Source organism: Cupriavidus sp. WKF15, from assembly GCF_029278605.1.
Classification (GTDB): Bacteria; Pseudomonadota; Gammaproteobacteria; order Burkholderiales; family Burkholderiaceae; genus Cupriavidus.
Window position 1 is genome coordinate 2,099,314 of the sequence record NZ_CP119573.1, and the last position, 22,386, is coordinate 2,121,699.

General features: G+C 68.5%; 22 protein-coding genes. 2 read left to right on the plus strand and 20 right to left on the minus strand.

Features of this window, described 5'->3' with window-relative positions; genetic code table 11:
- Positions 1-14: 14 nt before the first annotated feature.
- The 3 genes from CupriaWKF_RS26920 to CupriaWKF_RS26930 form a co-directional block, all read right to left on the minus strand.
- Positions 15-392 (minus strand): bleomycin resistance family protein, encoded by a 378-nt coding sequence (locus CupriaWKF_RS26920; protein ID WP_276101479.1) that lies wholly within the window; start codon positions 390-392, stop codon positions 15-17.
- Positions 393-484: 92 nt separating this feature from the next.
- Positions 485-679, minus strand: coding sequence for a hypothetical protein (locus CupriaWKF_RS26925; RefSeq protein WP_276101480.1), 195 nt, complete (start codon positions 677-679; stop codon positions 485-487).
- A gap of 81 nt (positions 680-760) precedes the next feature.
- Positions 761-1,105, minus strand: a complete 345-nt coding sequence (locus CupriaWKF_RS26930) for a hypothetical protein (protein ID WP_276101481.1) — start codon at positions 1,103-1,105, stop codon at positions 761-763.
- Positions 1,106-1,453: 348 nt separating this feature from the next.
- Between CupriaWKF_RS26930 and CupriaWKF_RS26935 the strand changes: the two genes are divergently transcribed.
- Positions 1,454-2,437 (plus strand): helix-turn-helix domain-containing protein, encoded by a 984-nt coding sequence (locus CupriaWKF_RS26935; RefSeq protein ID WP_276101482.1) that lies wholly within the window; start codon positions 1,454-1,456, stop codon positions 2,435-2,437.
- A 15-nt stretch (positions 2,438-2,452) separates the two neighbouring features.
- On the opposite strand, the gene CupriaWKF_RS26940 is transcribed toward CupriaWKF_RS26935, so the two are convergent.
- The 12 genes from CupriaWKF_RS26940 to CupriaWKF_RS26995 all read right to left on the minus strand — a co-directional run bounded on the left by CupriaWKF_RS26940 (position 2,453) and on the right by CupriaWKF_RS26995 (position 14,449).
- Positions 2,453-3,895, minus strand: coding sequence for an amidase (locus CupriaWKF_RS26940; protein ID WP_276103224.1), 1,443 nt, complete (start codon positions 3,893-3,895; stop codon positions 2,453-2,455).
- 247 nt (positions 3,896-4,142) lie between these two features.
- Positions 4,143-5,642 carry an aldehyde dehydrogenase family protein gene (locus CupriaWKF_RS26945; RefSeq protein ID WP_276101483.1) on the minus strand — a complete coding sequence of 500 codons (1,500 nt, stop codon included), beginning with the start codon at positions 5,640-5,642 and terminating at the stop codon, positions 4,143-4,145.
- Positions 5,643-5,694: 52 nt separating this feature from the next.
- The gene (locus CupriaWKF_RS26950; RefSeq protein ID WP_276101484.1) at positions 5,695-6,114 is read right to left on the minus strand and encodes a cytochrome C; all 420 of its coding nucleotides are present in this window, start codon (positions 6,112-6,114) and stop codon (positions 5,695-5,697) included.
- 1 nt (position 6,115) lies between these two features.
- The gene (locus tag CupriaWKF_RS26955; RefSeq protein WP_276101485.1) at positions 6,116-6,571 is read right to left on the minus strand and encodes a cytochrome c; all 456 of its coding nucleotides are present in this window, start codon (positions 6,569-6,571) and stop codon (positions 6,116-6,118) included.
- Positions 6,568-7,083, minus strand: a complete 516-nt coding sequence (locus CupriaWKF_RS26960) for a methylamine dehydrogenase light chain (RefSeq protein ID WP_276101486.1) — start codon at positions 7,081-7,083, stop codon at positions 6,568-6,570. Before CupriaWKF_RS26960 ends, CupriaWKF_RS26955 begins: the two co-directional genes overlap by 4 nt.
- Before the next feature lie 19 nt (positions 7,084-7,102).
- On the minus strand, positions 7,103-7,690 hold the full coding sequence (gene mauD / locus CupriaWKF_RS26965; RefSeq protein WP_276101487.1) for a methylamine dehydrogenase accessory protein MauD: 588 nt from the start codon (positions 7,688-7,690) through the stop codon (positions 7,103-7,105).
- Positions 7,691-7,722: 32 nt separating this feature from the next.
- Positions 7,723-8,286 carry a MauE/DoxX family redox-associated membrane protein gene (locus CupriaWKF_RS26970; protein ID WP_276101488.1) on the minus strand — a complete coding sequence of 188 codons (564 nt, stop codon included), beginning with the start codon at positions 8,284-8,286 and terminating at the stop codon, positions 7,723-7,725.
- Positions 8,283-9,482: an amine dehydrogenase large subunit gene (locus tag CupriaWKF_RS26975; protein ID WP_276101489.1), complete on the minus strand. Its 1,200-nt coding sequence runs from the start codon at positions 9,480-9,482 to the stop codon at positions 8,283-8,285. Before CupriaWKF_RS26975 ends, CupriaWKF_RS26970 begins: the two co-directional genes overlap by 4 nt.
- 444 nt (positions 9,483-9,926) lie before the next feature.
- Positions 9,927-11,360 carry an efflux transporter outer membrane subunit gene (locus CupriaWKF_RS26980; RefSeq protein WP_276101490.1) on the minus strand — a complete coding sequence of 478 codons (1,434 nt, stop codon included), beginning with the start codon at positions 11,358-11,360 and terminating at the stop codon, positions 9,927-9,929.
- Positions 11,357-12,241 (minus strand): HlyD family secretion protein, encoded by an 885-nt coding sequence (locus CupriaWKF_RS26985; protein WP_276101491.1) that lies wholly within the window; start codon positions 12,239-12,241, stop codon positions 11,357-11,359. Before CupriaWKF_RS26985 ends, CupriaWKF_RS26980 begins: the two co-directional genes overlap by 4 nt.
- Entirely contained in the window at positions 12,238-12,447 is a 210-nt protein-coding gene (locus CupriaWKF_RS26990) for a DUF1656 domain-containing protein (protein WP_276101492.1), read from the minus strand. The genes CupriaWKF_RS26985 and CupriaWKF_RS26990 overlap by 4 nt, the downstream gene beginning before the upstream one ends.
- Complete coding sequence (locus CupriaWKF_RS26995; RefSeq protein WP_276101493.1) at positions 12,437-14,449, minus strand: FUSC family protein; 2,013 nt, start codon at positions 14,447-14,449, stop codon at positions 12,437-12,439. The genes CupriaWKF_RS26990 and CupriaWKF_RS26995 overlap by 11 nt, the downstream gene beginning before the upstream one ends.
- A gap of 180 nt (positions 14,450-14,629) precedes the next feature.
- On the opposite strand from CupriaWKF_RS26995, the gene CupriaWKF_RS27000 reads away from it, so the two are divergent.
- A complete protein-coding gene (locus CupriaWKF_RS27000) occupies positions 14,630-15,538 on the plus strand; it encodes a LysR family transcriptional regulator (protein WP_276101494.1) in 909 nt (302 codons plus the stop codon).
- 28 nt (positions 15,539-15,566) lie between these two features.
- Here CupriaWKF_RS27000 and CupriaWKF_RS27005 read toward each other — a convergent pair whose 3' ends face one another.
- The 5 genes from CupriaWKF_RS27005 to CupriaWKF_RS27025 all read right to left on the minus strand — a co-directional run bounded on the left by CupriaWKF_RS27005 (position 15,567) and on the right by CupriaWKF_RS27025 (position 22,371).
- Positions 15,567-16,088, minus strand: a complete 522-nt coding sequence (locus tag CupriaWKF_RS27005; protein WP_276101495.1) for a hypothetical protein — start codon at positions 16,086-16,088, stop codon at positions 15,567-15,569.
- A gap of 171 nt (positions 16,089-16,259) precedes the next feature.
- On the minus strand, positions 16,260-16,955 hold the full coding sequence (gene pgl / locus CupriaWKF_RS27010) for a 6-phosphogluconolactonase (RefSeq protein ID WP_276101496.1): 696 nt from the start codon (positions 16,953-16,955) through the stop codon (positions 16,260-16,262).
- A gap of 339 nt (positions 16,956-17,294) precedes the next feature.
- Complete coding sequence (locus tag CupriaWKF_RS27015; RefSeq protein WP_276101497.1) at positions 17,295-17,636, minus strand: cupin domain-containing protein; 342 nt, start codon at positions 17,634-17,636, stop codon at positions 17,295-17,297.
- A gap of 131 nt (positions 17,637-17,767) precedes the next feature.
- Positions 17,768-19,222, minus strand: coding sequence for an AdeC/AdeK/OprM family multidrug efflux complex outer membrane factor (adeC, locus tag CupriaWKF_RS27020; RefSeq protein WP_276101498.1), 1,455 nt, complete (start codon positions 19,220-19,222; stop codon positions 17,768-17,770).
- The gene (locus tag CupriaWKF_RS27025) at positions 19,219-22,371 is read right to left on the minus strand and encodes an efflux RND transporter permease subunit (protein ID WP_276101499.1); all 3,153 of its coding nucleotides are present in this window, start codon (positions 22,369-22,371) and stop codon (positions 19,219-19,221) included. Before CupriaWKF_RS27025 ends, adeC begins: the two co-directional genes overlap by 4 nt.
- Positions 22,372-22,386: the final 15 nt, after the last annotated feature.

The following is a 22,386-nucleotide window of genomic DNA, read 5'->3' on the forward strand; positions in this document are numbered from 1 at the left end:
CCGCGCTGGCACGGTCAGCCGAGTACTTGTCCCACCATCATGCGATGGCCATCGGGCGTGGCCAGCGCCATTTCGCGCATGCCCCATGGCTTGTCGGCGGGCGGCTGCAGGATGATGGCGCCGCGCGGCGCCAGCTCGGCATGCAGGGCGTCGATGTCGTCCACGTGGAAGTAGGCGAAATAGCTGTGGTCGCCGGTCTGCGATGGCGGCAGCGCATCCGGGCAATGTCCGAGCATCACGCGCACGCCGCCGCGGCTGAGCGCCCGCCAGTTGTCGCCATCCTGCCAGTCGACGGAAAAGCCCAATACGGATTCGAAATACCCGGCGCTGCGGGGCAGGTCGGGTACCGCCAGAACGTAGGCGTAGGCACGCAGGTCGGGGGCGTTGGTCATGCGGCGATCCTTGTGGGTTGGCTCGGATGAGCCGCACAGGATAGCGCAGTCGGTCAGCGCGGCCGCAATCGCGCGGTGCGGCCGCTGCAGGGTCAGCCGTGGTGGGGAATGCCGGGCGCACTGGCCGGTGCGGCTTCGGCGGAACGCTGGTGGGTGTCGGCGCACGGATGCGCCGCGCGGGCCGCGGCGCGGCCGCGTTCGATGACGGCCCAGTCGGGGCCAGCCATGGCGGGCAATGCCGCCGTGACAGCCGCGGCACCAAGCAGCGCCAGCAGGATGGTCTTCATGTCAATCTCGGGAAAGCGTCGTGTGCGCAGGCGCCGTGACAGACGAGCCTGCGCGGGTCAGGTGTTCGGCTAGCGTTCTGCTTAAGCGTTGGCGTCCGCGCGCGAGGCGCCGTGTGCGGGCGGGGCCGACACGCCGCGGGTGTCCATGCCGGCCAGGTTCAGCTCGGTGGCCGCGCCGTGGCCGCCTTGGGTGAAGGGGTCCCGCTTGTCCGCGACGTGGCCGCCGTCCGTGAACGGGTCGCGCTTGCCGATGGCATTGCCGCCATCCGTGTATGGGTCGGGCTTGCCTTGGCGCATGACGTAGCCGTAGCGGTCGCTGGAGATACCACGGTCCTGCATGCCTTGGGCGGCTGCCTGGCCGGCCATGGCGCTGGCGCTGAGCGTTGCGATGGTAAGGAGGAGGGCTTTGAGGGAGGTGTTGTGCATGGCTGCTTCTTCTAACTGATTTCAGGCGGCATTCCCCGTCGGTTCGGAGGGGGCGCGGGGCGGCGGATCTGCCGCCCTGCATGCCGTCCGGGTCGCCTTGTGAGCGGTGCCGTAGTGTTTGTTTTGCGGCACGGAAGGAAGTGTAGCCACGTCGACGTATTCCGTTGATGATTTAAATGTCGATATTGCAGTCGTTTTTTTCATCATCAGGGGATTCCGGCCCAATCACTCAGGGTTGACCCGCTCCATTGCCGGCTGCGCCATTGGCTAAACTCAACCGTTGCACCTGCGCAGCACAAGCCGGCCCGAGCCGCCGCGCGCGGGTACAGCGCTCCAGCCGTGCCCCCAATGAATCCTGCCCCGACGCCCACGCCCCAGTCCTTGCCGGAAGCCACCGCCGCGCGCACCTTGCGCCACGTCGTGGCGGATGACGCGCACACAGCCGCGGTCGAGCTGGATGGCTGGCAGCAGCGCTACCAGCAACTGACGCCGGGTGCCTTTCGCGCCGAGATGTCCCAGGTAACCTACGGGGACGTTCATGTTTTCCGCGAACAGACTTCGCAGAGCTTGCTGGAAGAAGGGGAAGCCGCACGCGGCTACATTGCGCTGGCCTTGCCCGATGCGCAGTGCCAGGGCGGCTGGTTTTCGGGGTACGCCATGGACGGGCAGACCTTGCTATGCGGCCGGTCGATGGCCATGCGCACACCGCGGGAACTGGACCTGGCCGGCCTGACCGTACCGTTGCCCGCGCTGCAGCGCGCCGTTGCGCTGGCTGGCGGCGAGCCGGCCCGGCTCGAACGCATGCCGCCGGTACGTCCGGTCACGAAAATCGCTGGCCGGGAATTCCGCGCGCTGCTGCTGTCCGTACTGGCCACCGCAGCCATCGATACCGAGGTGTTCAGCAACCGCTTTGTCGAAAGCGCGATGCGCGATGCCCTGCTGCTGGCGGCCGCAACCGCCCTGGTGGGGGAAGGCAATGCCGGCAACGAGCGGCTCCCGACCACGCCGGCACGGCGCCGGCTGGTGGCCGACGCCTACCAGATGATCCGCAGCGCCCCCGATCAGCCGTGGAGCATCCTGTCGCTGTGCGAGCGCCTGGGCGTGTCGCGCCGGACGCTGCAATACAGCTTCAACGAGGTGACCGGCCTGTCGCCGCTCGACTTCGTGCGGGCGGTGCGCATGAACGGTGTGCGCCAGGCGCTTCGCAACGGCGCGGCGGACTCGGTCGGCGCAGCCGCGGCGAACTTCGGCTTCCAGCATCTGCCGCGATTTGCCGCGCAGTACCGCGCCTTCTTCGGCGAACTGCCGTCAGCGACGCTCGCGCGCCGCTGACGCGCTCCGCGCCTTTCAGGTCATCACCGCGCGCGGCAGATGGCGGCCCACCCAGTCACGCTCCTGCTCGTAGGCGCGCGCCAGGCGCAGCACGCTGAGGTCGTCGCGCGGGCGGCCAATGAGTTGCATGCCCATCGGCAGGCCATTCTTGCCGAAGCCGACCGGCACGCTGATGGCCGGGCAGCCTGACAGCGTCCATGGGAACACGACTTCCATCCAGCGGTGGTAGGTGTCCATCCGGCGGCCCGCAATCTCCTTCGGCCACGGTTCGCGCACGTCGAAGGGAAACACCTGCGCGGTCGGCACGGCAATGTAGTCGAAGTTGGCAAAGACGTGCTCGAGCGCCTGGTACCACGCGCTGCGGTCGGCGCTGGCGGCGTAGATGTCCCCGCCGCTGAGTTTCAGCGCGCCTTCGATTTCCCAGATGGCCTCAGGCTTGAGCATGGCGCGCTTCGCCGGGTCCTTGTAGAACGGCAGCATGCCATTGCCGACCAGGAAGTGCCGGTGCACCAGCCAGGTCTTCCACAGGCGCTCCGGCGCGAACGGCGGCTTGATCTTCTCGACGCCCACGCCAAAGGCCGGAAACGCCTGCAGCGCCTGCTCGCACAGCGCCAGGATGCCGTCTTCCATCGGCAGGTAGCCGTCCCAGTCGCCGAGCCACGCCACGCGCTTGCCTTTCAGGTCGGTCGACAGCGCCGCCATGACGTTGTCCGGCGTCAGCGTGGCGAGCACCGGGTCCGCCGCCAGTGCCTGTGGCGTGCGCGGATCGGGGCCGGCCTGCGTGGCCAGCAGCAGCGCCACGTCGGCCACGGTGCGGCCCATCGGTCCTTCATAGCCGAGTTGCTGCAGGAAGACTTCCGGCGTGGGGCCATATGGCACGCGCCCGACCGAGGGCCGGAAGCCGTAGACATTGCAGAACCCGGCCGGGTTGCGCAGCGAGCCGCCGAAGTCGCTGCCATCAGCTACCGGCAAAAGCCGCATGGCCAGTGCCGCCGCGGCGCCGCCGCTGCTGCCGCCAGCCGTGCGCGTGCTGTCGTACGGATTGCGCGTGGCGCCGTAGACCGGGTTGAAGGTCTGCGAGCCGAGGCCGAACTCCGGCGTATTGGTCTTGCCGAGCAGGATGGCACCCGCCTTGCGCGCGCGCTCGACGATGATGGCGTCGGACGCCGGCACGTTGTCCTTGAAGATCGGCGAGCCGAACGTGGTGCGGATGCCGCGCGTGAGGGCCAGGTCCTTGGGTGCCTGCGGCATGCCATGCATCCATCCGGCCACCTTGCCGGCGGCCAGTGCTTCGTCGGCGGCCGCGGCTTCCTGCATCAGCACATCACGCTCGCGCAGTGCCACGATGGCGTTGGTCACCGGGTTGACACGGTCGATATGGGCCAGGTACGCGCTCATGACCTGGCGGCAGGACAGGCGTCCGCCGCGGATCTCGCGCGAAAGCTGCCAGGCCGGCATCAGCACGATGGGGTCGGGCGCGCCGCCGCCGCTGGTGGCCGGGCCGGACGTGGCGCTTGCCGTGCCGGCGGGCGCGGCGCTGGCCGGCCGGCTGGCCATGGCCGAGGCCGCAACCGTCGTCACGGCGGCGCCGGCAAGATGGCCCAGCCACTGGCGCCGGCCGGGCTGCGGGGAGGACGTGGCGGGGGCAGTTTCGTTCATGGTCTGTCCTGTCATGGATAAGTACCGGTCGGCAGCCATAGGGCGCTTACACCGCGATCATGACCGATTTGGTTTCGGTGTAGTGGTCGAACACGGCGCGCCCCATTTCGCGGCCGAGCCCCGATTGCTTGAAGCCGCCGAACGGCATCGCGTTGTCGAGCACGTTGTGGCAATTGACCCAGACCGTGCCGGCCTTGATGCGAGGCACGAGCCTGTGTACGCGCGACAGGTCATTTGACCAGACCGAAGCCGCCAGCCCGAACGGGGTGCCGTTGGCACGGCCCACCACTTCGTCGATGTCATCGTAGGGCAGTGCGACGACCACAGGACCGAAGATCTCCTCCTGCACGACAGACGAGGTCTCCGGTGCTTGCGCCAGCACCGTAGGCCGGAAGAAGTGCCCGCGCGGCAGGTCGGCACCACCGCCGCAGACGAGCTGGGCGCCGGCATCGACGCCGGCCTGCACATAGCCCGCCACGCGCTTGCGCTGCCGGCGCGACACCAGCGGGCCCATGCCGGTGTCCGGCTCCAGGCCCGGGCCCAGGCGCAGGCTGTTGGCGATGTCGGCCAGTGCCTGCACCGTCGCATCGAACCTGGCGCGCGGCAGGTACAGGCGCGAGCCGGCCGTGCACACCTGGCCCTGGTTGAAGAAGATGGCCTGTGCGGCGCCCGCGGCGGCGGCTTCGGGCGAGATGTCGTCGAGCATGATGACCGGTGACTTGCCGCCAAGCTCCAGCGTCACGCGCGCGAGCCGCTCCATGGCCATGCCGCCGACCAGCTTGCCGACCTCGGTCGATCCGGTGAAGGCGATCTTGTCGACATCCGGATGGCCGGCCAGCGCCGCGCCGCAGCGCGCGCCGTCGCCGGTGACGATATTGACCACGCCGGCCGGATAGCCGGCTTCGACGACTAGCTCGCCGAGCCGAAGCGCCGACAGCGGGGTTTCCTCGGCCGGCTTGAGCACCACGGTGCAGCCGCAGGCCAGCGCCGGACCGAGTTTCCACGCGGCCATCAGCAACGGGAAATTCCACGGGATGATGGCGCCGACGACGCCCACGGCTTCCTGCCGCGTGAACGCGACGAACTCGCGCTCGCGTACCAGCGGCACCGACACGTCCAGGTTTTCGCCGTGCAGCTTGGTGGCCCAGCCGGCCATATAGCGCAGGAAGCCGGCGGCGCCGGCCACGTCGATGGCGCGCGCCATGGTCGCGGGCTTGCCGTTGTCCATGGCCTCGATCTGGGCCAGTTCCTCGGCGTTGGCCTCGACCAGGTCGGCCAGGCGCAGCAGCAGGCGTTCGCGGTCCGACGGACGCATGGCGTGCCACGGGCCTTGCTCGAAGGCCTTGCGCGCGGCCTGCACGGCGGCCTCGACATCGGCGGCACCGCCGGCAGGCACCTCAGCCAGCGTGGTCTCGGTGGCCGGGTCCTCTGTCGTGATGACGGCGCCGTCCGCAGCGGCGCACCACTGGCCGTCGATCAGCATGCGCTTCGGGCGTTGCAGGAAGGCGCGCGTGGCGGCGCAAAGCAGGTCGGTGCGTGTGTCCATGGGTCTCCTCTGATGTCCTCTGGTGTCTTGTCAGGTGTCGGGGTAATGGGTGTCAGCGGCTCGTGCCGAGGATGGCGGCGCGGTGCGCGGCCACGTCGTCGAGCCGGTCGTTGCGGTCTCGCGTGACTTCTTCGGTGGTGAATGGCGCAATGTCCTGGCGGCCGGTCAGCGCGGGCAGCATCCAGTTCATCAGTTCGGCGACTTCGGCATCGGTCAGCGACGAGCCGGACGTGCCGGGCACCTGGATCAGGAACGCGCGCCCCGCGGCCGTGGCCAGCAGTTGCGGCACGGTCGCGCGCATGTCCGGAATGCCGGCTGCGGGCTTGCCCGAGCCGTCCGGCAGGTGGCAGCCGGAACAGTGCAGCACGTAATTGGCGTGGCCGCGCTGCAGCTTGCCTTCGGCGTGCGCGGCACCTGCCATCAGTACGGTGGCCAGCGATGCGAGGGCCAGGCGGAGCGCGGTGTGCCGCATATCAGTTCGCCGCGTCGCGCAGCTTGCGCACGGCGCCCGGGGTCTTGCGGGCCGCGCGCGCCTGGGCCAGCGCATCGGTGCCTACGGTGGCCGTGGCGAGGCCATTCTGCGTGCCGAGCCAGGCCAGCACGGCAGCCAGCGATGCATCGGGCAACGTGCCGAAGGCCGGCATCACGCCGTTGAACGGCTGGCCCTGCGATTCGATCGGGCCGGCCATGCCATGCACGAGCACGTTGGCAAGATAGGTCTGACCCGCCGGCGAACCCAGGCGCTCGCGCAGCGCGTTGGCCAGCGGCGGCGCCACGCCGGGAATGCCGCTGGCATCGTTGTTGTGGCACGCGGCGCAGTTGGCGGCAAAGACTTCCTTGCCCTGCGCGGCGAGGTCCGCGGCGCTTGCCGTGGCCGCCGCGCCGGCCAGCAAGAACGCCACGCAAAGTGGGTACAGTCGGGACTTCACTCTTGGACTCCGAGGATGATCGAGGTGGTGCAATGGAACATGGTGCTGGAGTTGCTCATGCACCAGTTGACGTCGTTGTGCACGCCGAGCTTGTAGCCGGGGCGTTCGCGCTCGTTGGTGTTGCACTCGCAGCGCCCGCACGTGGTTTTGCCGCAGCAGTCGTTGTAGCTGACCATGTAGTCCTTGCCGTCGGCCGGGTTGCGGCAGGTGCCGACCCACGACACGCGCGACGGCTCGGTGCCTGGCGGACACGTGGTCGAACTGCCGCCGCAGCACGAGCACAGGAAGCCGTCCACGGCGCAGTACTTCCAGTAGTCGCAAGAGGTCTCGTCCAGTGCCTTGCCGGTTTTCGCGCCATGCGCCGCCGCGGCATGGACGCTGCGGTCGAACGGCAGCACCGGCAGCGCCACCGTGCCCACCATGGCCTTGCCGAGGGTGGCCAGCATGCTGCGGCGCCCGGTGCGCTGCGCGGCCCGGCGGCTCTGGCGTTCGAAAAGCTTGTCGAACCACATCGTCTTGTCTCCTTGCCGCTCAGGCATGCGTTTCCAGGAACTGCTGGACGGACGCCACGTTCAGGTCCATGGCCGTGAACAGGCTTTCGAGCTGCTCGCGGGAATTGACCAGGCCCTTGGCGCGCAGCGTTCCCTGCTGGTCGAGCAGCACCGCGTAGGGCAGCTTGCCGATCTGCAGGTGCATGCCGAGTTCGCGCGACAGCACGTAGTCGAAGTCGCCCAGTCCGGCCTGGCGCAGGAAGGCCAGGTGCTCGGGCTCCTCGCCGTCGGACGCCAGCACCACGCGCAGCCAGCCGCCTTCGCTGGCGCGGATCGACTTCAGCACGGGAATCAGCTTCTTGCAGACGGGGCAGGTCGGCGACAGGAAGAACAGCAAGGTGCTGGCCGGCTGCGGGCCGCCGACGGTGACGGCCGTGCCGCGCACGTCCTGCAGCGCGAACGGCGACAGCGGCTGGCCCACGCGCGGGCCGGCGTCGATCATCAGCGCGCCCATCGGGGCCACGCGTTCATAGAGGATGCCGACCTGGCGCGCGAGCGCGTAGAGGCCGAACAGCAGCGCCAGCACGGCGATCCACAGCACGATATTGGCAATGACAAGTGCAGTCATGACAGTCTCACGAAGATATAAGGGGAAGGAATTCAGGCTCGCACGTGACCACGGGCGCGGCCGGCATTGGCCAGCAGTTGCGTGGCGCCAAGCCACATCAGCAGCAGGGCCAGCGCGATAAAGCCGGCGGCGGCATAGTCGAGCGCCGACATGGGGCGGCCGTTCCCGGCCGCTGCCGATGACGCGGCGACGGCCAGCACCGCCAGCAGCGCGGCGTTGCGCCACAGCAGGCCGCCCGACAGCGGCATGCTGTCGTCCGCGCCGCCGCAACCGCAGCGGATATCGCGCCGGCCGCGCAGCACGTTGATGGCCACGGCGCCGGTCGCCACGCCGGCGGCGACCATCGCCGCCAGTGCCGACGCGGCTTGCAGCGGCATCAGCGCGAGCAGCAGCACGGCAGCGGCTTCGCTGCCGATGAAGGCCAGCGCCACGGCGCGCGACCACGCGGCGGGCACGAGCCGGTAGGCGTCGACGGCGGCATGGAAGCGGTCGGGCTCGCGCAGCTTGGGCGCCACCGAAAGCAGCAGCACGAGGGCAGCCGCCGCGCTGCATGCCGCGCTGACAACCGGGTCGCCGATCAGGTCCTGGGCGGTCATTGGTGCGCCTCCACTTGCACGGCGTTCTCGCTCACGTTGTCCATGCGCGCAACCGGCTTCAGGTTGCGTACGGGATCCAGCGCGATCACGCCGGCCTTGGCGGCATCGAGCGCGTACAGCACCGGCTGGCTGCCCTGCGTGATGGTCATGGCCAGCGCGTTCTGCCCCGGCGCCCGCGCCACGCGCTTGTGTTGCGCAAGGTCGATGGTCCAGATCTCGGCGGCCGGGGTCTTGTGCGAGCCCTCGCGGCTGCGCGGGTGCATGCCGACATAGAGCCGCTGGGTTGGCGCGTGCAGCGTGAAGAGCTGGTAGCCGCCCGGCTTCCAGCCGCCCCTGGCATCGGCGGCGGACACGATCGGCCACGGCTTGCCGAAGGCGGGTGCCTCGCCCGACAGGTCGGCCGTGTAGACATTGCCGTTGAAGGAGACGAAGAACAGCGTGTCGCCGATGCGTTCCGAGTGCAGGAAGACCGGGTCGGTGTCCGGATCGAACATGCGCGCGCTGCGCTTCTGGCCGGTGGGCTGGCCTTGTCCGTCGTGCGAGACGGTCAGCATGCCGCCGTCGCTGCACAGCGTGCGGAAGCGCTGGCTGGACGCGCCCGTGGCGAAGATGCCCCAGCAACCCGGCGTCTGGGTTTCCGCGACGAACTTGCCGGCCTGCAGGTCGACGATGCTGACCGAGGTAGCCGGCGTGGCGTTCTGGACGTACAGGAAGCGGCCATCGGCCGAGACCGCGATGATGCCGCGGTAATTGAGCGACTGCGCGTGGCGGGGCGGGATCACGATCTCGCTGCGGTAGGCGAGCGTGTCGGCGTCGTAGATGCTGACGACATCGCTGCGCTCGCCACGGGTCAGGCGCGGGTAGTACGTGGAGACGACGTAGATCGAACGCTTGTCGGGCGACAGCACCGACTGCCCGCCAAAACCCGTGGGCAGCAGGCCCAGGTACTTCATCTTGCTGCCATCGACCACGTGCAGCCGGCCGTCCACCATGTGGCGGAAGGCCACGTCGGAGATATACAGGCGGTTCTCGTCGGCGGCCGGCAGCGGGGCCACGGTCAGCGTCTCGGGCGGCAGGTCCCCGGCCACCGCCGCGCCGGCGCCGAGCGTGGCGGCAAGCAAGAGTGGTATCAGGCGCCGGGACCTGCGCCCGGCTTCCCGCGGCGCACGCGCTGGCGTGCTGCTGGCGTCATTCACGACTGGCTCCTGTCTGTGCTGGAAATGGAGCCAGTCTAGAAATGGCGGCCGGTCAGGCGTTAGCCGGGATCGGCAATGGGCGTACCGGGGGATTTACTGAGTCGGACCGTGGGTGCGTGCCCGGGCAATCGCTTCCATGCGCCGGACTGGGGCAGGATCCGGGTTCGTGTCGGGACCGGACGGGTGATTTGGCGGTGGCGCTGCACCGTGCGGGAGCGTGGCGGCGTCCTGGGGAATATCCGTTTTTGGCAATCGGTGCTAGTCGCTGCTTAGCATGTAGACACGGCGCTATCTGGCGCTGCGCATGGATAGACACCTTGCCCGCGGTAAAAACCAAGGGAGTTTGTGCAGCAGGCTGCTGCACAAACTCCCTGTCCGGCCACCCCTCGGCTAAGGCGCGCATTTATTGAGAAACTGACGCCGCCGATTGGGTGCTGACGCATGTTAGTTCGCCGCAGCCGCCTGCTGCCATCCCCCGCCCAGCGCCAGGAACAGGTCGATCTGCCGCATGGCCACCTGGCTGTCCGACGCCGCCAGCGCGGCTTCGACATTCGCCAGCGTGCGTTCGGCATCAAGCCGCGCCAAGTACGGCGTGCGGCCTGCCTCATGACGCTGGCGTTCCATCCGGGCGGCTTGCTCGGCCTGCTCGCGCGCAAGGCGTAGCGCCTGCTGGCGTCGCAATTCGCTCGTGTAGGCGCTGAGCGCGGTTTCCGTTTCCTGCAAAGCGCGCAGCACCACGCCGTCAAAGTTCGCCAGCGCCGCGTCCGCGCCGGCTTCCATGCGCGCAATGCGCGGCCGCACGCCATTGGTCGGGAAGTTCCAGCTGAGCATCGGACCGATGCTCCACCGCACCGTGGGCCCGCTGCCGAGATCGCTCAACAGGCCGGTCAGGCCGGCCGAAGCGCCGATCCGGATGCTCGGGTACAGGTCGGCGGTGGCTACGCCGATCTTGGCCGTGGCGGCGGCCAGCTCTCGTTCGGCCTGGCGGATATCGGGACGGCGCTTCAGCAGCGCCGCACCGTCCCCGACTGGCAAGGGCTGGGTCAGTGGTGGTTCCTCATGGCATTCGATCTCCTGCGGCGCCAGGGCCGCGGGCGGCTTGCCTAGCACCAGCGCTAGCCGGAACCGGGCCGCTTCGCGCGCGGCTTCCAGCTGGGGCAGGGCGGCCCGCAAGGTGTCGGCCTGTGCCCGGGCACGCACGGCATCGGTGGGCTCGGCCCGGCCGGCAGCCGCGAGCCTCTGCGCGACGTCAGCCGCACGTGCCTGCAGTGCAATCTGGTGGCGTGCCACTTCCAGTTCGTGGCTGGCTGCGCAGCCCTGCACATAAGCGCGCACGGTCTGGGCCACCACGCCGACACGGGCCAGGTCCAGGGCCGCCTCGCTGGCCTGCACGTTCGCCAGCGCCGCCTCGTCGGCCCGCGCGAGCTTGCCGAAGAAGTCGATCAGGTAGGACACGCCCGGCCCGAAATCGCCCAGGTTGAATACCGGCGGCTTGGTGGTCTGCAGGTAGCTCTCGCCCGACAGCTGGGCGCGCGCGACGCTTGCGCCGATGCCGCCCTGGGGCAGGTTTTCGGCCTCGACTTCATGGAAGGCGGCCGTGGCCCGGCGCAGGTTGGCCGCTGCCACGCGGATGTCGGTATTGGCCGCCAGCGCCTGCTGCACGAGGCGGTCGAGGCGCGGATCGTCATAGAGCCGCCACCAGGCGTCGGGTACCGGACCGAGCGACACGGCAGGACTCGCGCCGCCCAGCAGCGGACCGCTGGCGTCGGGCGCGCGCACTGCCGCGTGTTCGGGAACGTGATAGTCCGGGCCGACCGTGGTGCAGGCGAACAGCAGCGGGACCAGTGGCGCCAGCCATGCGCAATGCCATGTCTTCACGGCCTGCGCTCCATGGACGGCTGCTGCACGGACACCGTGGCCGTCCGTCCCGACACCAGCCGGACATCAGGCGGTACCGTATCCAGCGTGATGCGCACCGGCACGCGCTGCGCCAGCCGTACCCAGTTGAAGGTCGGGTTCACGTTGGGCAGCAGGTTGGACCCGGCGCTGCGGTCGCGGTCCTCGATGCCGGCGGCAATGCTCTGCACATGCCCGCGCAAGTGGCGCGGCTCGCCCATGATGTGCACGTCCACCGGACTGCCGATGCGGATGCGATGCAGCTTGGTTTCCTCGAAATAGCCTTCTACATGGAACGACGCCGCATCGACCATCGACAACACCGGCCGTCCGGTCGAGACATAGTCGCCCAGCCGCGGCAGGCGGTCGTTGAGATAGCCGTCGGCGGGGCTCAGCACGCTGGTGCGCTGCAGGTTCAGCCGCGCGAGGCGCATGGCAGCTTCAGCCTGGGCAAGCGCGGCCTCGGCCTGTTCGACGCGCGCACGGCCCTGTTCGGCCACTTCGCCGGCGACCAGCCCATCCAGCGACCGGTTGCGCGCGGCTTCGCGCCGCGCCTGCGAGAGCGTTGCGCGCAGCGCGGCAGTGTTGGCCGTGGCTTGCTCCAGCGCCAGTGCGTAGCGGTCGCGGTCGATCTCGAACAGCACCTGGCCGCGCCGCACCTGCTGGTTGTCGTGCACCAGCACGCGCGTCACCAGCCCCGACACATCGGGCGCGATCTGGACGATATCGGCGCGCACGTGGCCATCGCGCGTCCAGGGGGCCGCGGTGTAGTAGTCCCACAGGTGCCGCAGTACAAGGACCGCGGCGGCCACGGCCACCAGCGTGGGCAGCAGCTTGAGGAAAGGGCGAATTCTGAGTGTCATGTCGGCAGCCTCGGACCGAGGGCGACCACGCCGCCCAGGACGATCACATAGAGGCAGAGATTGAAGAGGGAGCGATGCCACACATGCCGGTAGAAGCCGGCCCGGGCCAACAGCAGGCGCACGCATGTCGTGAGCGCAAAGGCGGCCAGCATCAGCACCAGCAGGGCCGGCACGAACACGCCGTACAGGTCGATTTCAGTGTTCAACGCGGGCTCCCGAATCGTGTGCGCCGAGGGTGCCCGGCGCGTGCAGCGTGACCCGCAGCACCACCAGCGCGGCAATCGCCTCGTCGCGGTTGCCGGGCAGCGCGCCGACCTGCGCAAGCGCGGCATCGATGCTGCCAGGGAACTCGACGGCGTTCGCCACGGCGTGCCCGCCGCGCAGGCAGGCGCGGTAGTGGCGTGCCACCAGCGCCAGCACCCGCCGGACCGGCCGGCGCGCGGTCGATGGCATCGATGGCAGCGCGCGCCGCAGCGCCAGCGCGCAGAAGCCCACATGCAGTTCGCTGAAGCCATCGGGCCCGGTACGGCTGGCGCCGAGCCGCGGAACGAGCTGGCCCAGGCGGTCCAGCATGCGCGCGCCAAGCTTCGCGTCATGGTCGGCGCCGGGCCAGGCGGCGGCGCCCGCCAGGTCCTGCCAGCTGGCGCGGATCAGCCGGCGCGCGGCCACGCTGGCGCCGAACGGGCGCGTGGCCAGGGCCCACAGCGGCGCGAACAGCATGGCGGCGGCATTGGCCAGGCTGCCGTTGAAGGTGCCAAGGAAATTGGCGTCGTAGACGCTCTGGATATTCGCGAACGATGCCGTGTTCACCGACAGCAGCATGGCGATCAGGTTGAAGCCCGGACGGGTGATCAGCATGCCGATGCCGAGGTAGGGCACGGCCAGCATGCCCGCCAGCGTCTCGAAGCTCTGCGCGAGCGGCACCACCAGGAACAGGTAGAACGAGGCAACCAACAGGCAGACGGCGCTCCAGCGCAGGAAAGAGCGCGCCACCGGGCGCGGTTCGTCGATGTTGGCGAAAAAGCAGCACGCAATCGACGCCACCGCCACCGCGCCGGCGCCGTCCGGCCATCCGGAGAAGATCCAGAGCAGCCCGGCGCAGAACACGGCGAGCCCGCTGGAGACGGCGCCGAACAGCAGCATGCCGTGGTCATGATGGTGGGCGCCTCTTGCCGGCATGGCGTCGGCGGCCGGTGTCGCGCTCAACTTCGGCAACGGCCGGTCGGGGCGGTCGCCGATGCCGTGTTGTAGCGCTGAGCAATCGCTGCATAGCGCGGCCAGTTGGGCGAGCTGGCTGTTTGCCGCCGTCAGCAGCCGCCCATGCCAGGCGTCCGCGGCGGCACCGGCCAGTGCGGTGCGGTCCGGCCGCGGGGCGGGTCCCGCGAGGCCGGTGCGCAGCCAATGCGACAGTTCCGCCAGCGCTTGCGCGAGCGGGGCCGGTACGCCGGCCGGATGCGTCCGCAGCGCCTGCAGCACCGCCGACAACGCCGACAGCAGCGGCATCAGCGCGGTCATGCGGGTCCGCAGGGCGCGTGCGTGGCGCAGGGAGGCGGTACTTTCGGTGTCATAGGAAAGCTGGGCGATCAGCTGGTCCAGCGCCAGGATGTCGGCCGCAAGCCGGTGGCGGCCGGCGTCGGCGCCGGGACTCGCGCAGAGGATGTCGTTGGCCCACGCGGTGGCGTCGGCAAGCCAGCTCGCCGCGCGTGCGCGCAGCGCCGGCGCTACCTTGGCGGGCAGGATGATGGAGCCCACCAGCCCCGCGCAGACAATGCCGATCACGATCTCTTCGATACGCGCCACCGCGACGTCGAAGATCTGCGCGGGCTGGTCCACTGCCGGCAGCGCCACGATCGGCAGCGTATAGGCAGCCAGCAGGAACACATAGGCGCGCGGCGAGCGCTGCAGCGCTGACAGGTAGACCAGCGCGACGATCCATAGCGAGATGGCGGCCATCAGCACGATCGGCATATTGACGAGCATCGGCACGGTGGCGACGGCTGCGGCGGCGCCCAGCACTGTCCCCGCGACGCGGTAGGCAGCCTTGGAGCGGGTCGCGCCGGTCAGCGGGTGCGAGACGAAGTACACCGTCGCCATGGCCCAGTAGGGGCGTGGCAGGCCGAGGGCCAGCGCGATATAGAGCGCGAGCATGGCGGCCACGAATGCCTTCAGCGAGAACAGCCACTGTCGTGCATTCGGCCGGGTAGCCATGGATGAGAATCGTACGGTTTTTGATCGGGGGCGCATCGTGTGCCGCCTGGTGCGGTCTGTCTGCCGGCTGCAGGCGCGAGCGAAGCGTGGAAGCGAAGTGTAGTCAAATGACAGGCATTCCATTCATGATTTAAAATTCGGCTTTCCATTCCATATTTTCATGGAAGTGCCGCATCCGCCATGCCTATCGATATCCGCGCCCTGCGCTACTTTGTTGAAACCGCACGCCTGAAGAGCTTTACGCAGGCGGCCACCTCGCTGTTTGTCACGCAGTCGACCATCAGCAAGATGGTGCGCCAGCTCGAAGACGAAGTCGGCCAGCCCTTGCTGATCCGCGAAGGCAAGACCGTGCGGCTGACCGACGTCGGCCGCGTGGTGTACGAGCGCGGCCAGGAAGCGCTTGGCGTCGTGCACCGGCTGACGCTGGAGGTGGCGGACCTGTCGTCGCTTGGACGCGGTCAGCTGACCGTTGGCATCCCGCCCATGGTCAACCTGTTCTTCTCGCCGGCGGTCAGTGCCTTCCGCAAGCGTTACCCGAACCTGGAACTGCACCTGGCCGAGCATGGCGGCCACCTGGTCGAGCAGATGGTGGCCAGTGGCGAACTGGAGGTAGGGGCCACCGTGCTGCCCGTGGACAGCACCCCGGACCTGGCCACGCAGCCGTTCGCCAAGTATCCGATCTGGGCCGTGGGCCCGCGCAAGGCGGCGTGGGCGCGTGGCAAGACGGTCAGCCTGGCGGCCTTGAGCGAGGAGCCACTGGTGCTGCTCACCGAGGAGTTTTCGCTGACGCACAAGCTGCGGCAGGCTTTCCTGGAGGCACGCATCGAGCCTCGCGTGGTGGCGCAGAGTGGCCACTGGGACTTTCTTGCGTCGATGGCGGCAGCCGGGCTTGGCACGACGTTCCTGCCTGAACCGTTCCTGGCCAGGCTGCAGGACCGCGACAGCCTGGCCGTGGCCCGGCTGACGGAGCCGGCCATGGACTGGGTGCTCGCGCATGCCTGGCTGCCGGGCCGGTACCTGTCGCATGCCGCGCGGGCCTGGCTGGCGGTGTGTGATGAGGTGTTGGGTGGCGAGGTGGTGTCGTCGTGAGCCTGCGGCTCGGGGTCCAAAAGACGATTCAGGCGCCGGCGCCTTCCGTGCACCGGCCAGGCGGGACGTGCAGTATCACCAGCGGCTCCGGGCCGGCCAGGTACCGATAGTCCAGCGTCACGCCGAGTTTGCCGAGCACGGGTACATCGGGGTTCCGGCAAATGCCGCGTTCCAGTATGGGCCTGGCCGAGGCCATGAAGTTCCTGGTGTCCTCGCGCCGCGGGTCCACGCCCGTTACCTGGAGGTGAAATTCGACGACTTTGCCCGGGCGCGCTGCACAGCCGATCAGGCGCGTCGAATCATCGAGCACCACCGGTGCCGCGCGTGCCAGCTCCGCGCAGGCGATGCCAAGTTGCCGCTCGGCATCGCGCGCGGTCAGTCGCGTCACGCCCGACATGCCGCTAGGTTTGCCGCGTACGGTCCCCAGCAGCAGGTTGGCCAGTCCGGAAAGCGGCGGGGCGGCAAAACCGTCAGGGGATGCGACGACGAGAATGAGGAGCAGCAGCCAGGCTGCCCGCCATTTGACGACAAAGAGGCTAGGTAGAGGCATGTGGGGCCACGCACGCAAGAGCATCCCGGGACAGGGCTGACAAACTGTAGCGCGTGGCGCAGCCGCTTGTTGTCCGGCATTGTCCTACGGCGCAACAACCGGGTCCGCCAGTTTGCGTCAGCCCGCGAAGGCGTGCGGCTTCACCAGGAACGGTGCGCAGGCGCCGGCATGCTATTGCGTCCAGTAGACATCCACCGGCGTGCTGTCCTGGTGGAGCAGGTAGCTGACCGGCAGCATGGGCGTGGGCTCCATGGTAGCGGCATCGAAGACCTGCTTCTTCCACGGGCCGCTGAAGCTCAGCAAGACGCGGCGCGCGCCCAGCAATGCGCTCAGGTTGAGGCTGACGCGGCGGTGCGGCGCCGCGCGCGGGTTCAGCGCAAGGTAGCCCGCCGGCTCGGTCAGCGACAGGCCCACCGGCAGCTCCGGGGCATCGGCGAACAGCGACGCGGTATGCCCGTCGTCGCCCATGGCCAGGACGACCACGTCGGGCTGGCGGTAATTGCGGTTCAGCTCGGAGACCACCGCCGAGGGATCGATTTCGTCGATTTGCGTGCAGAACGACGGCACCGGCGGCTGGAATGAGGCGCGCGCCGCGCCTTCTCGCAGCAGTGCGTCACATAGCAGGCGCGCATTGCTGTCGGTATGGCCAAGGGGCACCATGCGCTCGTCGACGAGTATCACGCTGATGCGATCCCATGGCAGGGCCCGTTGTTGCAGCGCCGTGAACAGCGGCAACGGCAGGCGGTCGCCAGCGATTGCCAGGCAAGCGTCTTCCTTGCTGGCCAGCGTGCGCTCCAGCTCGCACGCCACGGCACGCGCCATGGCATCGGCGTGGGCGCCGGCATTGTTCAGTTCGATCTGGCGCATGGCTTCCTCCTTGGGTGGCGAGCATGGCGGGACGCAGGGCCCTGCCACGGCTGGCTCGCGGCTGGGCAGCTCGGTCATGCGGCTGCACCGGCACACAATCGGGTCGCGCCTTGGCCCGGGGATCAGCTTCCCGCGGGCTCAACGCTTGTTGTTGGATTCGATTCTATGTGCCAAACGGTGCGCCGCACAATCAGGCTGGCGCTGATATGGCGAGGAAGGCGCCCGGAGAGGCGCGATCGCACGCTAATACGCCTTTTGCGGCACAAAAATGGCCGCCAGCAGCGCAAGCGGGCCGCTATGGCAGATGGCAGGCGGGGTGCTGCGGCGCGAGAAAGCGGCTCAGGAAGCGCCGCGGTCCACCAGTACCACGGTCACGAGCAAGGACGTATTGGTGATCGCCGTGACATCGTGCACGGCTGCCGCGCCCAGGTAGAGCAGGTCGCCCTGATGCAGCCGGCGCTGGGTGCCGTCGACGCCGATTTCCGCTTCGCCCTCCAGGCACTGGATGGTCGATGGTCCGGCAACCGAATGCGTGGCGACATGCTTGCCCGCCGGCAATACCATGCGCATCACTTCCAGCCGGTGTTCCTTGAACAGTGCGGCGCTTGGCGTCTGCGTGAGCTGCTTGCCCAGGGGCAGCACGCTGGCGACTTCACCGGAAGATAGGTGGGGCAGGGACATGGCGGGCCTCCTCGTTGCGGTGTGGCGTGGCGGTTGCGAAATGCCTGCTGGTCATTGTAGAAGGCCCGGCCGCACCTTCAGACCCGCGTAACGCTGGCCAGCCCACGTTTGCACGGGCCGGCCGGCTGCGTTCAGGACGATGGCCCCGCCGCATCGGTGCCGGTGCCGGTCTGGTCATGCCAGCCGCCGCCCAGGGCCTTGTACAGATTGACCTCGCTGGTCAGTTGTTCCTGGCGTGCGACGATCAGCAGCTGCTGCGCGTTGTAGAGCGAACGCTGCGCATCCAGCACCGCCAGGTAGCTGTCCACGCCGGTGCGGTAGCGGCGGTCGGCAAGGTTGTAGGCATCTTGCGCCGCTTCGACAAAGCGCACCTGGGCCTCGAGCTGGCTCATGTACGTGCCGCGCGCGGCCAGCCCGTCGGCCACCTCGCGGAAGGCCGTCTGCACCGTGCGTTCATACTGCGCGACGTTGATGTCCTTCTGGATGGTGGCGTAATCCAGGCTGGCCCTGAGGCTGCCGGCGGTGAACAGCGGCAGGCTGATCTGCGGCTGGAACAGCCAGGTGCCCGAGCCTCCCGCGAACAACCCAGACAGCTCTTTGCTCGCGGTGCCGGCCGACGCCGTCAGCGCGATGCGCGGGAAGAAGGCAGCGCGCGCCGCGCCGATATTGGCATTAGCCGACTTGAGGCGATGCTCGGCCGCGAGCACGTCAGGCCGGTTCTGGAGCAGGTCGGACGGCAGCCCGGCCGGTACCTCGGCCGTCAGCTTCTCGCGCAGGCCGAGCGGCGGCGGCAGGTCCGCTGGCATGCCGGTGCCCAGCAGCAGTACCAGCGCATTCTCGTCCTGCGCCACCAGCCGGGTGTAGCGCGCCAGGCTGGCGCGCGCGTTTTCCACAGCGGTCTGGGACTGCCGCAGATCCAGGCGCGAGGCAATGCCTTCCTCGTAGCTGCGCCGGGTCAGGCCATAGCTGCGCTCATAGTTGGCCAGCGTGTCGCGCGTGAGCACGAGCTGCGCCTCGTCGGCACGCCATGCCAGGTAGGCATTGGCGACGCTGGCCACCAGCGCGATCTGCGCGCTGCGGCGGGTCTCGTCACTGGCGAAGTACTGTTCGAGCGCGGCTTCGCTGAGGCTGCGGATGCGGCCGAACAGGTCGAGTTCCCAGGCGGTGGTGCCGAGCGATATCCCGTACTGGCTGGTGATCAGGCGCCGGCCGGTGGTGGACAGGTCGGCGGGAATACGCTGGCGCGTTTCCGCCGCGGCCACGCCGATGGCTGGAAAGAGGTCGGCGCGTTCGATCCGGTATTGCGCGCGAAACGCTTCCACGTTCAGCGCGGCGACACGCAGGTCGCGGTTGTTTTCCAGCGCGACCTCGATCAGGCGGCGCAGTCGCGCATCGGTGAAGAAGTCGCGCCAGCCGAGGTCGACGGCACGCACCTGTTGCGCCTGCGCGGCGGCGTCGATGCCGGGATAGGCCGGGCCTTGCGGGTACGCCTGCGCCACTGGCAGGGCCGGCTGTTCATAGGTGGGTATCAGGCTGCAGCCGGCCAGCAGGGCGAGGGCGGCTGCGCAGGTCAGGGTCTTCTTCATTGCAGCGCGCCTTTTTCCGCGGGGGCATCGGGCTGGGTCGGCTTGCGTTTGCGCGCGAACAGCGCATTGACAGCGACAAAGAACAGCGGCACCCAGAAGATCGCAAGCACCGTGGCGGTGATCATGCCGCCGATCACGCCGGTGCCGATGGCGTGCTGGCTGCCCGCGCCGGCGCCGGTCGAGACCGCCAGCGGGAACACGCCAAGCATGAACGCGAGCGAGGTCATCACGATCGGGCGCAAGCGCATGCGGCAGGCTTCGATGGCGGCGTCGACCAGGCTCTTGCCATGCTCGTACTGACTCTTGGCGAATTCCACGATCAGGATGGCGTTCTTGGCCGAAAGGCCGATGGTGGTCAGCAAGCCGACCTGGAAGAACACGTCGTTGGACAGGCCGCGGCTCATGGTGGCGAGCAGGGCGCCGATCACGCCGAGCGGTACCACCAGCATCACCGAGAACGGGATCGTCCAGCTTTCATACAGTGCCGCCAGGCACAGGAACACCACCAGCAGCGACAGCGCATACAGCGCCGGCGCCTGCGAGCCCGACAGCCGTTCTTCATAGGACAGGCCGGTCCACGCGTAGCCCACGCCCGGGGGCATCTGCTTCATGATCTCCTCGATGGCTTTCATGGCCTCGCCCGAACTGCGGCCAGCCGCCGGCTCGCCCAGCACTTCCACCGCCGGCACGCCGTTGTAGCGCTGCAGCTTCGGTGACCCGTAGCCCCACTTGCCCTCGGCAAACGCGGAGAACGGCACCATCTCGCCCTTGTCGTTGCGCACGAACCACTTGTCGACGTCATCGGGATTCATGCGCGAATCCGGACGTCCCTGCACGTAGACGCGCTTGACCCGGCCACGGTCGATGAAGTCGTTCACGTAGCTGGAGCCCCAGGCGATCGTCACCGTGCTGTTGACGTCGGCCAGCGAGACCCCAAGCGCGCGCGCCTTTTCATCGTCGATCACGAGCTGGTACTGCGGCTGGTCGTTCAGGCCGTTGGGACGCACGCGCTGCAGCGTCGGGTTCTTCGACGCCAGACCGAGGAACTTGTCGCGCGCGTTCATCAGGGCCTGGTGGCCAAGGCCGGCCTGGTCCTGCAGGTACAGGTCGAAGCCGGTGGCGTTGCCCAGCTCCTGCACGGCCGGCGGGGCGAAGGCGAACGACATGGAGTCACGGAAACTCGCGAACTTGCGCTGGGCGCGCGACGCCAGGTCGAAGACGCTGGTGTTGTCGCCGCTGCGTTCTTCCCACGGCTTGAGCAGGATGAACGCGAGGCCCGAGTTCTGGCCGCGGCCGGCGAAGTTGAAGCCGTTGACGGTGAACAGCGAATCGACCACGCCGCCTTCGTCCTTCAGCAGGTAGTCGCGCATCTGGTTCAGCACCTTCTGCGTGCGCTCGGCGGTGGCGCCGGCCGGCGTCTGCACCTGCGCGTAGAGCACGCCCTGGTCTTCTTCCGGCAGGAAGGAGGTGGGGATGCGCGTGAACAGGAACCCCATCGCCACGAGGATCGCCACGTAGATCAACACGAACGGCAGGCGGCGCTTGAGGATCGACGCCACGCCGCGCTCATACCCTTGCGTGGTCGCGATGAACGTGCGGTTGAACCAGCCGAAGAAGCCGCCCTTGTTCTCGCCATGGTCGCCCTTTTCGATGGGCAGCAGCATGGTGGCGCACAGCGCCGGCGTCAGGATCAGCGCGACCAGGACCGACAGCACCATGGACGACACGATGGTGATCGAGAACTGCCGGTAGATCACGCCGGTTGAGCCGCCGAAGAACGCCATCGGCAGGAACACCGCCGACAGCACCAGGGCGATGCCGACCAGCGCACCCTGGATCTGGCCCATCGAGCGCCGCGCCGCCTCCCTGGGCGGCAGGCCGTCCTCGGCCATCACGCGTTCGACGTTCTCCACCACCACGATCGCGTCATCGACGAGCAGGCCGATCGCCAGCACCATGCCGAACATGGTCAGCGTGTTGATGGTGTACCCGAACGCGGCCAGCACGCCGAACGTGCCCAGCAGCACCACCGGCACGGCGATGGTCGGGATCAGCGTGGCGCGGACGTTCTGCAGGAACAGGTACATCACCAGGAACACCAGCACGATGGCTTCCATCAGCGTCTTCACCACCTCGTGGATCGACCCCGAGATCACCGGCGAGGTGTCATACGGGTAGACCACCTTCATGCCGGCGGGGAAAAACGGCTCGAGCCCGTCGAGCGTCTTGCGGATCGCGCGCACGGTCTCGAGCGCGTTGGCGCCGGCCGCCAGGCGCACCGCAATACCAGACGCCGGCTGGCCGTTGTATTGCGCGTTGATGTTGTAGTCCTGGCCGCCAAGGCCGACCTCGGCCACGTCCTTCAGGCGTACCTGCGAGCCATCCGCGTTGACCTTGAGCAGGATGTTGCCGAACTGCTCGCTGGTCTGCAGGCGGGTCTTGCCGATCACGCTGGCGTTGAGCTGCTGGCCCTTGACCGCCGGCAACCCGCCCAGCTGGCCGGAGGCGACCTGGACGTTCTGTGCCTTGATCGCGTTGCTCACGTCGAGTGGCGTGAGCTGGTAGCTGTTGAGCCTGGCCGGATCGATCCAGACCCGCATCGCGTACTGCGAGCCGAACACCTGGAAGTCACCGACGCCATAGGTGCGCGACAGCGGGTCCTGGATACTCGAGACGATATAGTTCGAAAGGTCCTCGCGCGTGACCTTGGGATCGGTGGAGATCAGGCCGACGATCAGCAGGAAGTTGCGCACCGACTTCGTCACGCGGATGCCTTGCTGCTGCACTTCCTGCGGCAGCAGCGGCTGCGCGAGCGCCAGCTTGTTCTGCACCTGCACCTGGGCGATATCCGGGTTGGTGCCCTGCTCGAACGTGACGGTGATGGTCATGTTGCCGTCGGCGTTGCTCTCCGACGAGATGTAGCGCAGCCGGTCCAGGCCATTGAGCTGCTGCTCGATCACCTGGACCACGGTGTCCTGCACGGTCTCGGCCGAGGCGCCCGGGTAGTTGACCGAGATGGCGATGGTCGGCGGCGCAATGGCCGGATACTGGCTGATCGGCAGCGAGCGGATCGACAGCACGCCAGCCAGCATGATGACCAGCGCGATCACCCACGCGAAGATGGGACGATCGATAAAGAAATTGGACATGAATACTCCCTCGCC

Bases quoted from the DNA above. Each gene is read 5' to 3' on its own strand.
- CupriaWKF_RS26930 (WP_276101481.1), bottom strand. From the start codon at position 1,105: ATGCACAACACCTCCCTCAAAGCCCTCCTCCTTACCATCGCAACGCTC.
- pgl (WP_276101496.1), bottom strand. From the start codon at position 16,955: ATGCGCCAGATCGAACTGAACAATGCCGGCGCCCACGCCGATGCCATG.
- CupriaWKF_RS26925 (WP_276101480.1), bottom strand. From the start codon at position 679: ATGAAGACCATCCTGCTGGCGCTGCTTGGTGCCGCGGCTGTCACGGCG.
- CupriaWKF_RS26940 (WP_276103224.1), bottom strand. From the start codon at position 3,895: ATGCCGGCCTGGCAGCTTTCGCGCGAGATCCGCGGCGGACGCCTGTCC.
- CupriaWKF_RS26960 (WP_276101486.1), bottom strand. From the start codon at position 7,083: ATGTGGTTCGACAAGCTTTTCGAACGCCAGAGCCGCCGGGCCGCGCAG.
- CupriaWKF_RS26950 (WP_276101484.1), bottom strand. From the start codon at position 6,114: ATGCGGCACACCGCGCTCCGCCTGGCCCTCGCATCGCTGGCCACCGTA.
- CupriaWKF_RS27000 (WP_276101494.1), top strand. From the start codon at position 14,630: ATGCCTATCGATATCCGCGCCCTGCGCTACTTTGTTGAAACCGCACGC.
- CupriaWKF_RS26985 (WP_276101491.1), bottom strand. From the start codon at position 12,241: ATGACACTCAGAATTCGCCCTTTCCTCAAGCTGCTGCCCACGCTGGTG.
- mauD (WP_276101487.1), bottom strand. From the start codon at position 7,690: ATGACTGCACTTGTCATTGCCAATATCGTGCTGTGGATCGCCGTGCTG.
- CupriaWKF_RS26920 (WP_276101479.1), bottom strand. From the start codon at position 392: ATGACCAACGCCCCCGACCTGCGTGCCTACGCCTACGTTCTGGCGGTA.
- CupriaWKF_RS27015 (WP_276101497.1), bottom strand. From the start codon at position 17,636: ATGTCCCTGCCCCACCTATCTTCCGGTGAAGTCGCCAGCGTGCTGCCC.
- adeC (WP_276101498.1), bottom strand. From the start codon at position 19,222: ATGAAGAAGACCCTGACCTGCGCAGCCGCCCTCGCCCTGCTGGCCGGC.
- CupriaWKF_RS27005 (WP_276101495.1), bottom strand. From the start codon at position 16,088: ATGCCTCTACCTAGCCTCTTTGTCGTCAAATGGCGGGCAGCCTGGCTG.
- CupriaWKF_RS26970 (WP_276101488.1), bottom strand. From the start codon at position 8,286: ATGACCGCCCAGGACCTGATCGGCGACCCGGTTGTCAGCGCGGCATGC.
- CupriaWKF_RS26995 (WP_276101493.1), bottom strand. From the start codon at position 14,449: ATGGCTACCCGGCCGAATGCACGACAGTGGCTGTTCTCGCTGAAGGCA.
- CupriaWKF_RS26935 (WP_276101482.1), top strand. From the start codon at position 1,454: ATGAATCCTGCCCCGACGCCCACGCCCCAGTCCTTGCCGGAAGCCACC.
- CupriaWKF_RS27025 (WP_276101499.1), bottom strand. From the start codon at position 22,371: ATGTCCAATTTCTTTATCGATCGTCCCATCTTCGCGTGGGTGATCGCG.
- CupriaWKF_RS26945 (WP_276101483.1), bottom strand. From the start codon at position 5,642: ATGGACACACGCACCGACCTGCTTTGCGCCGCCACGCGCGCCTTCCTG.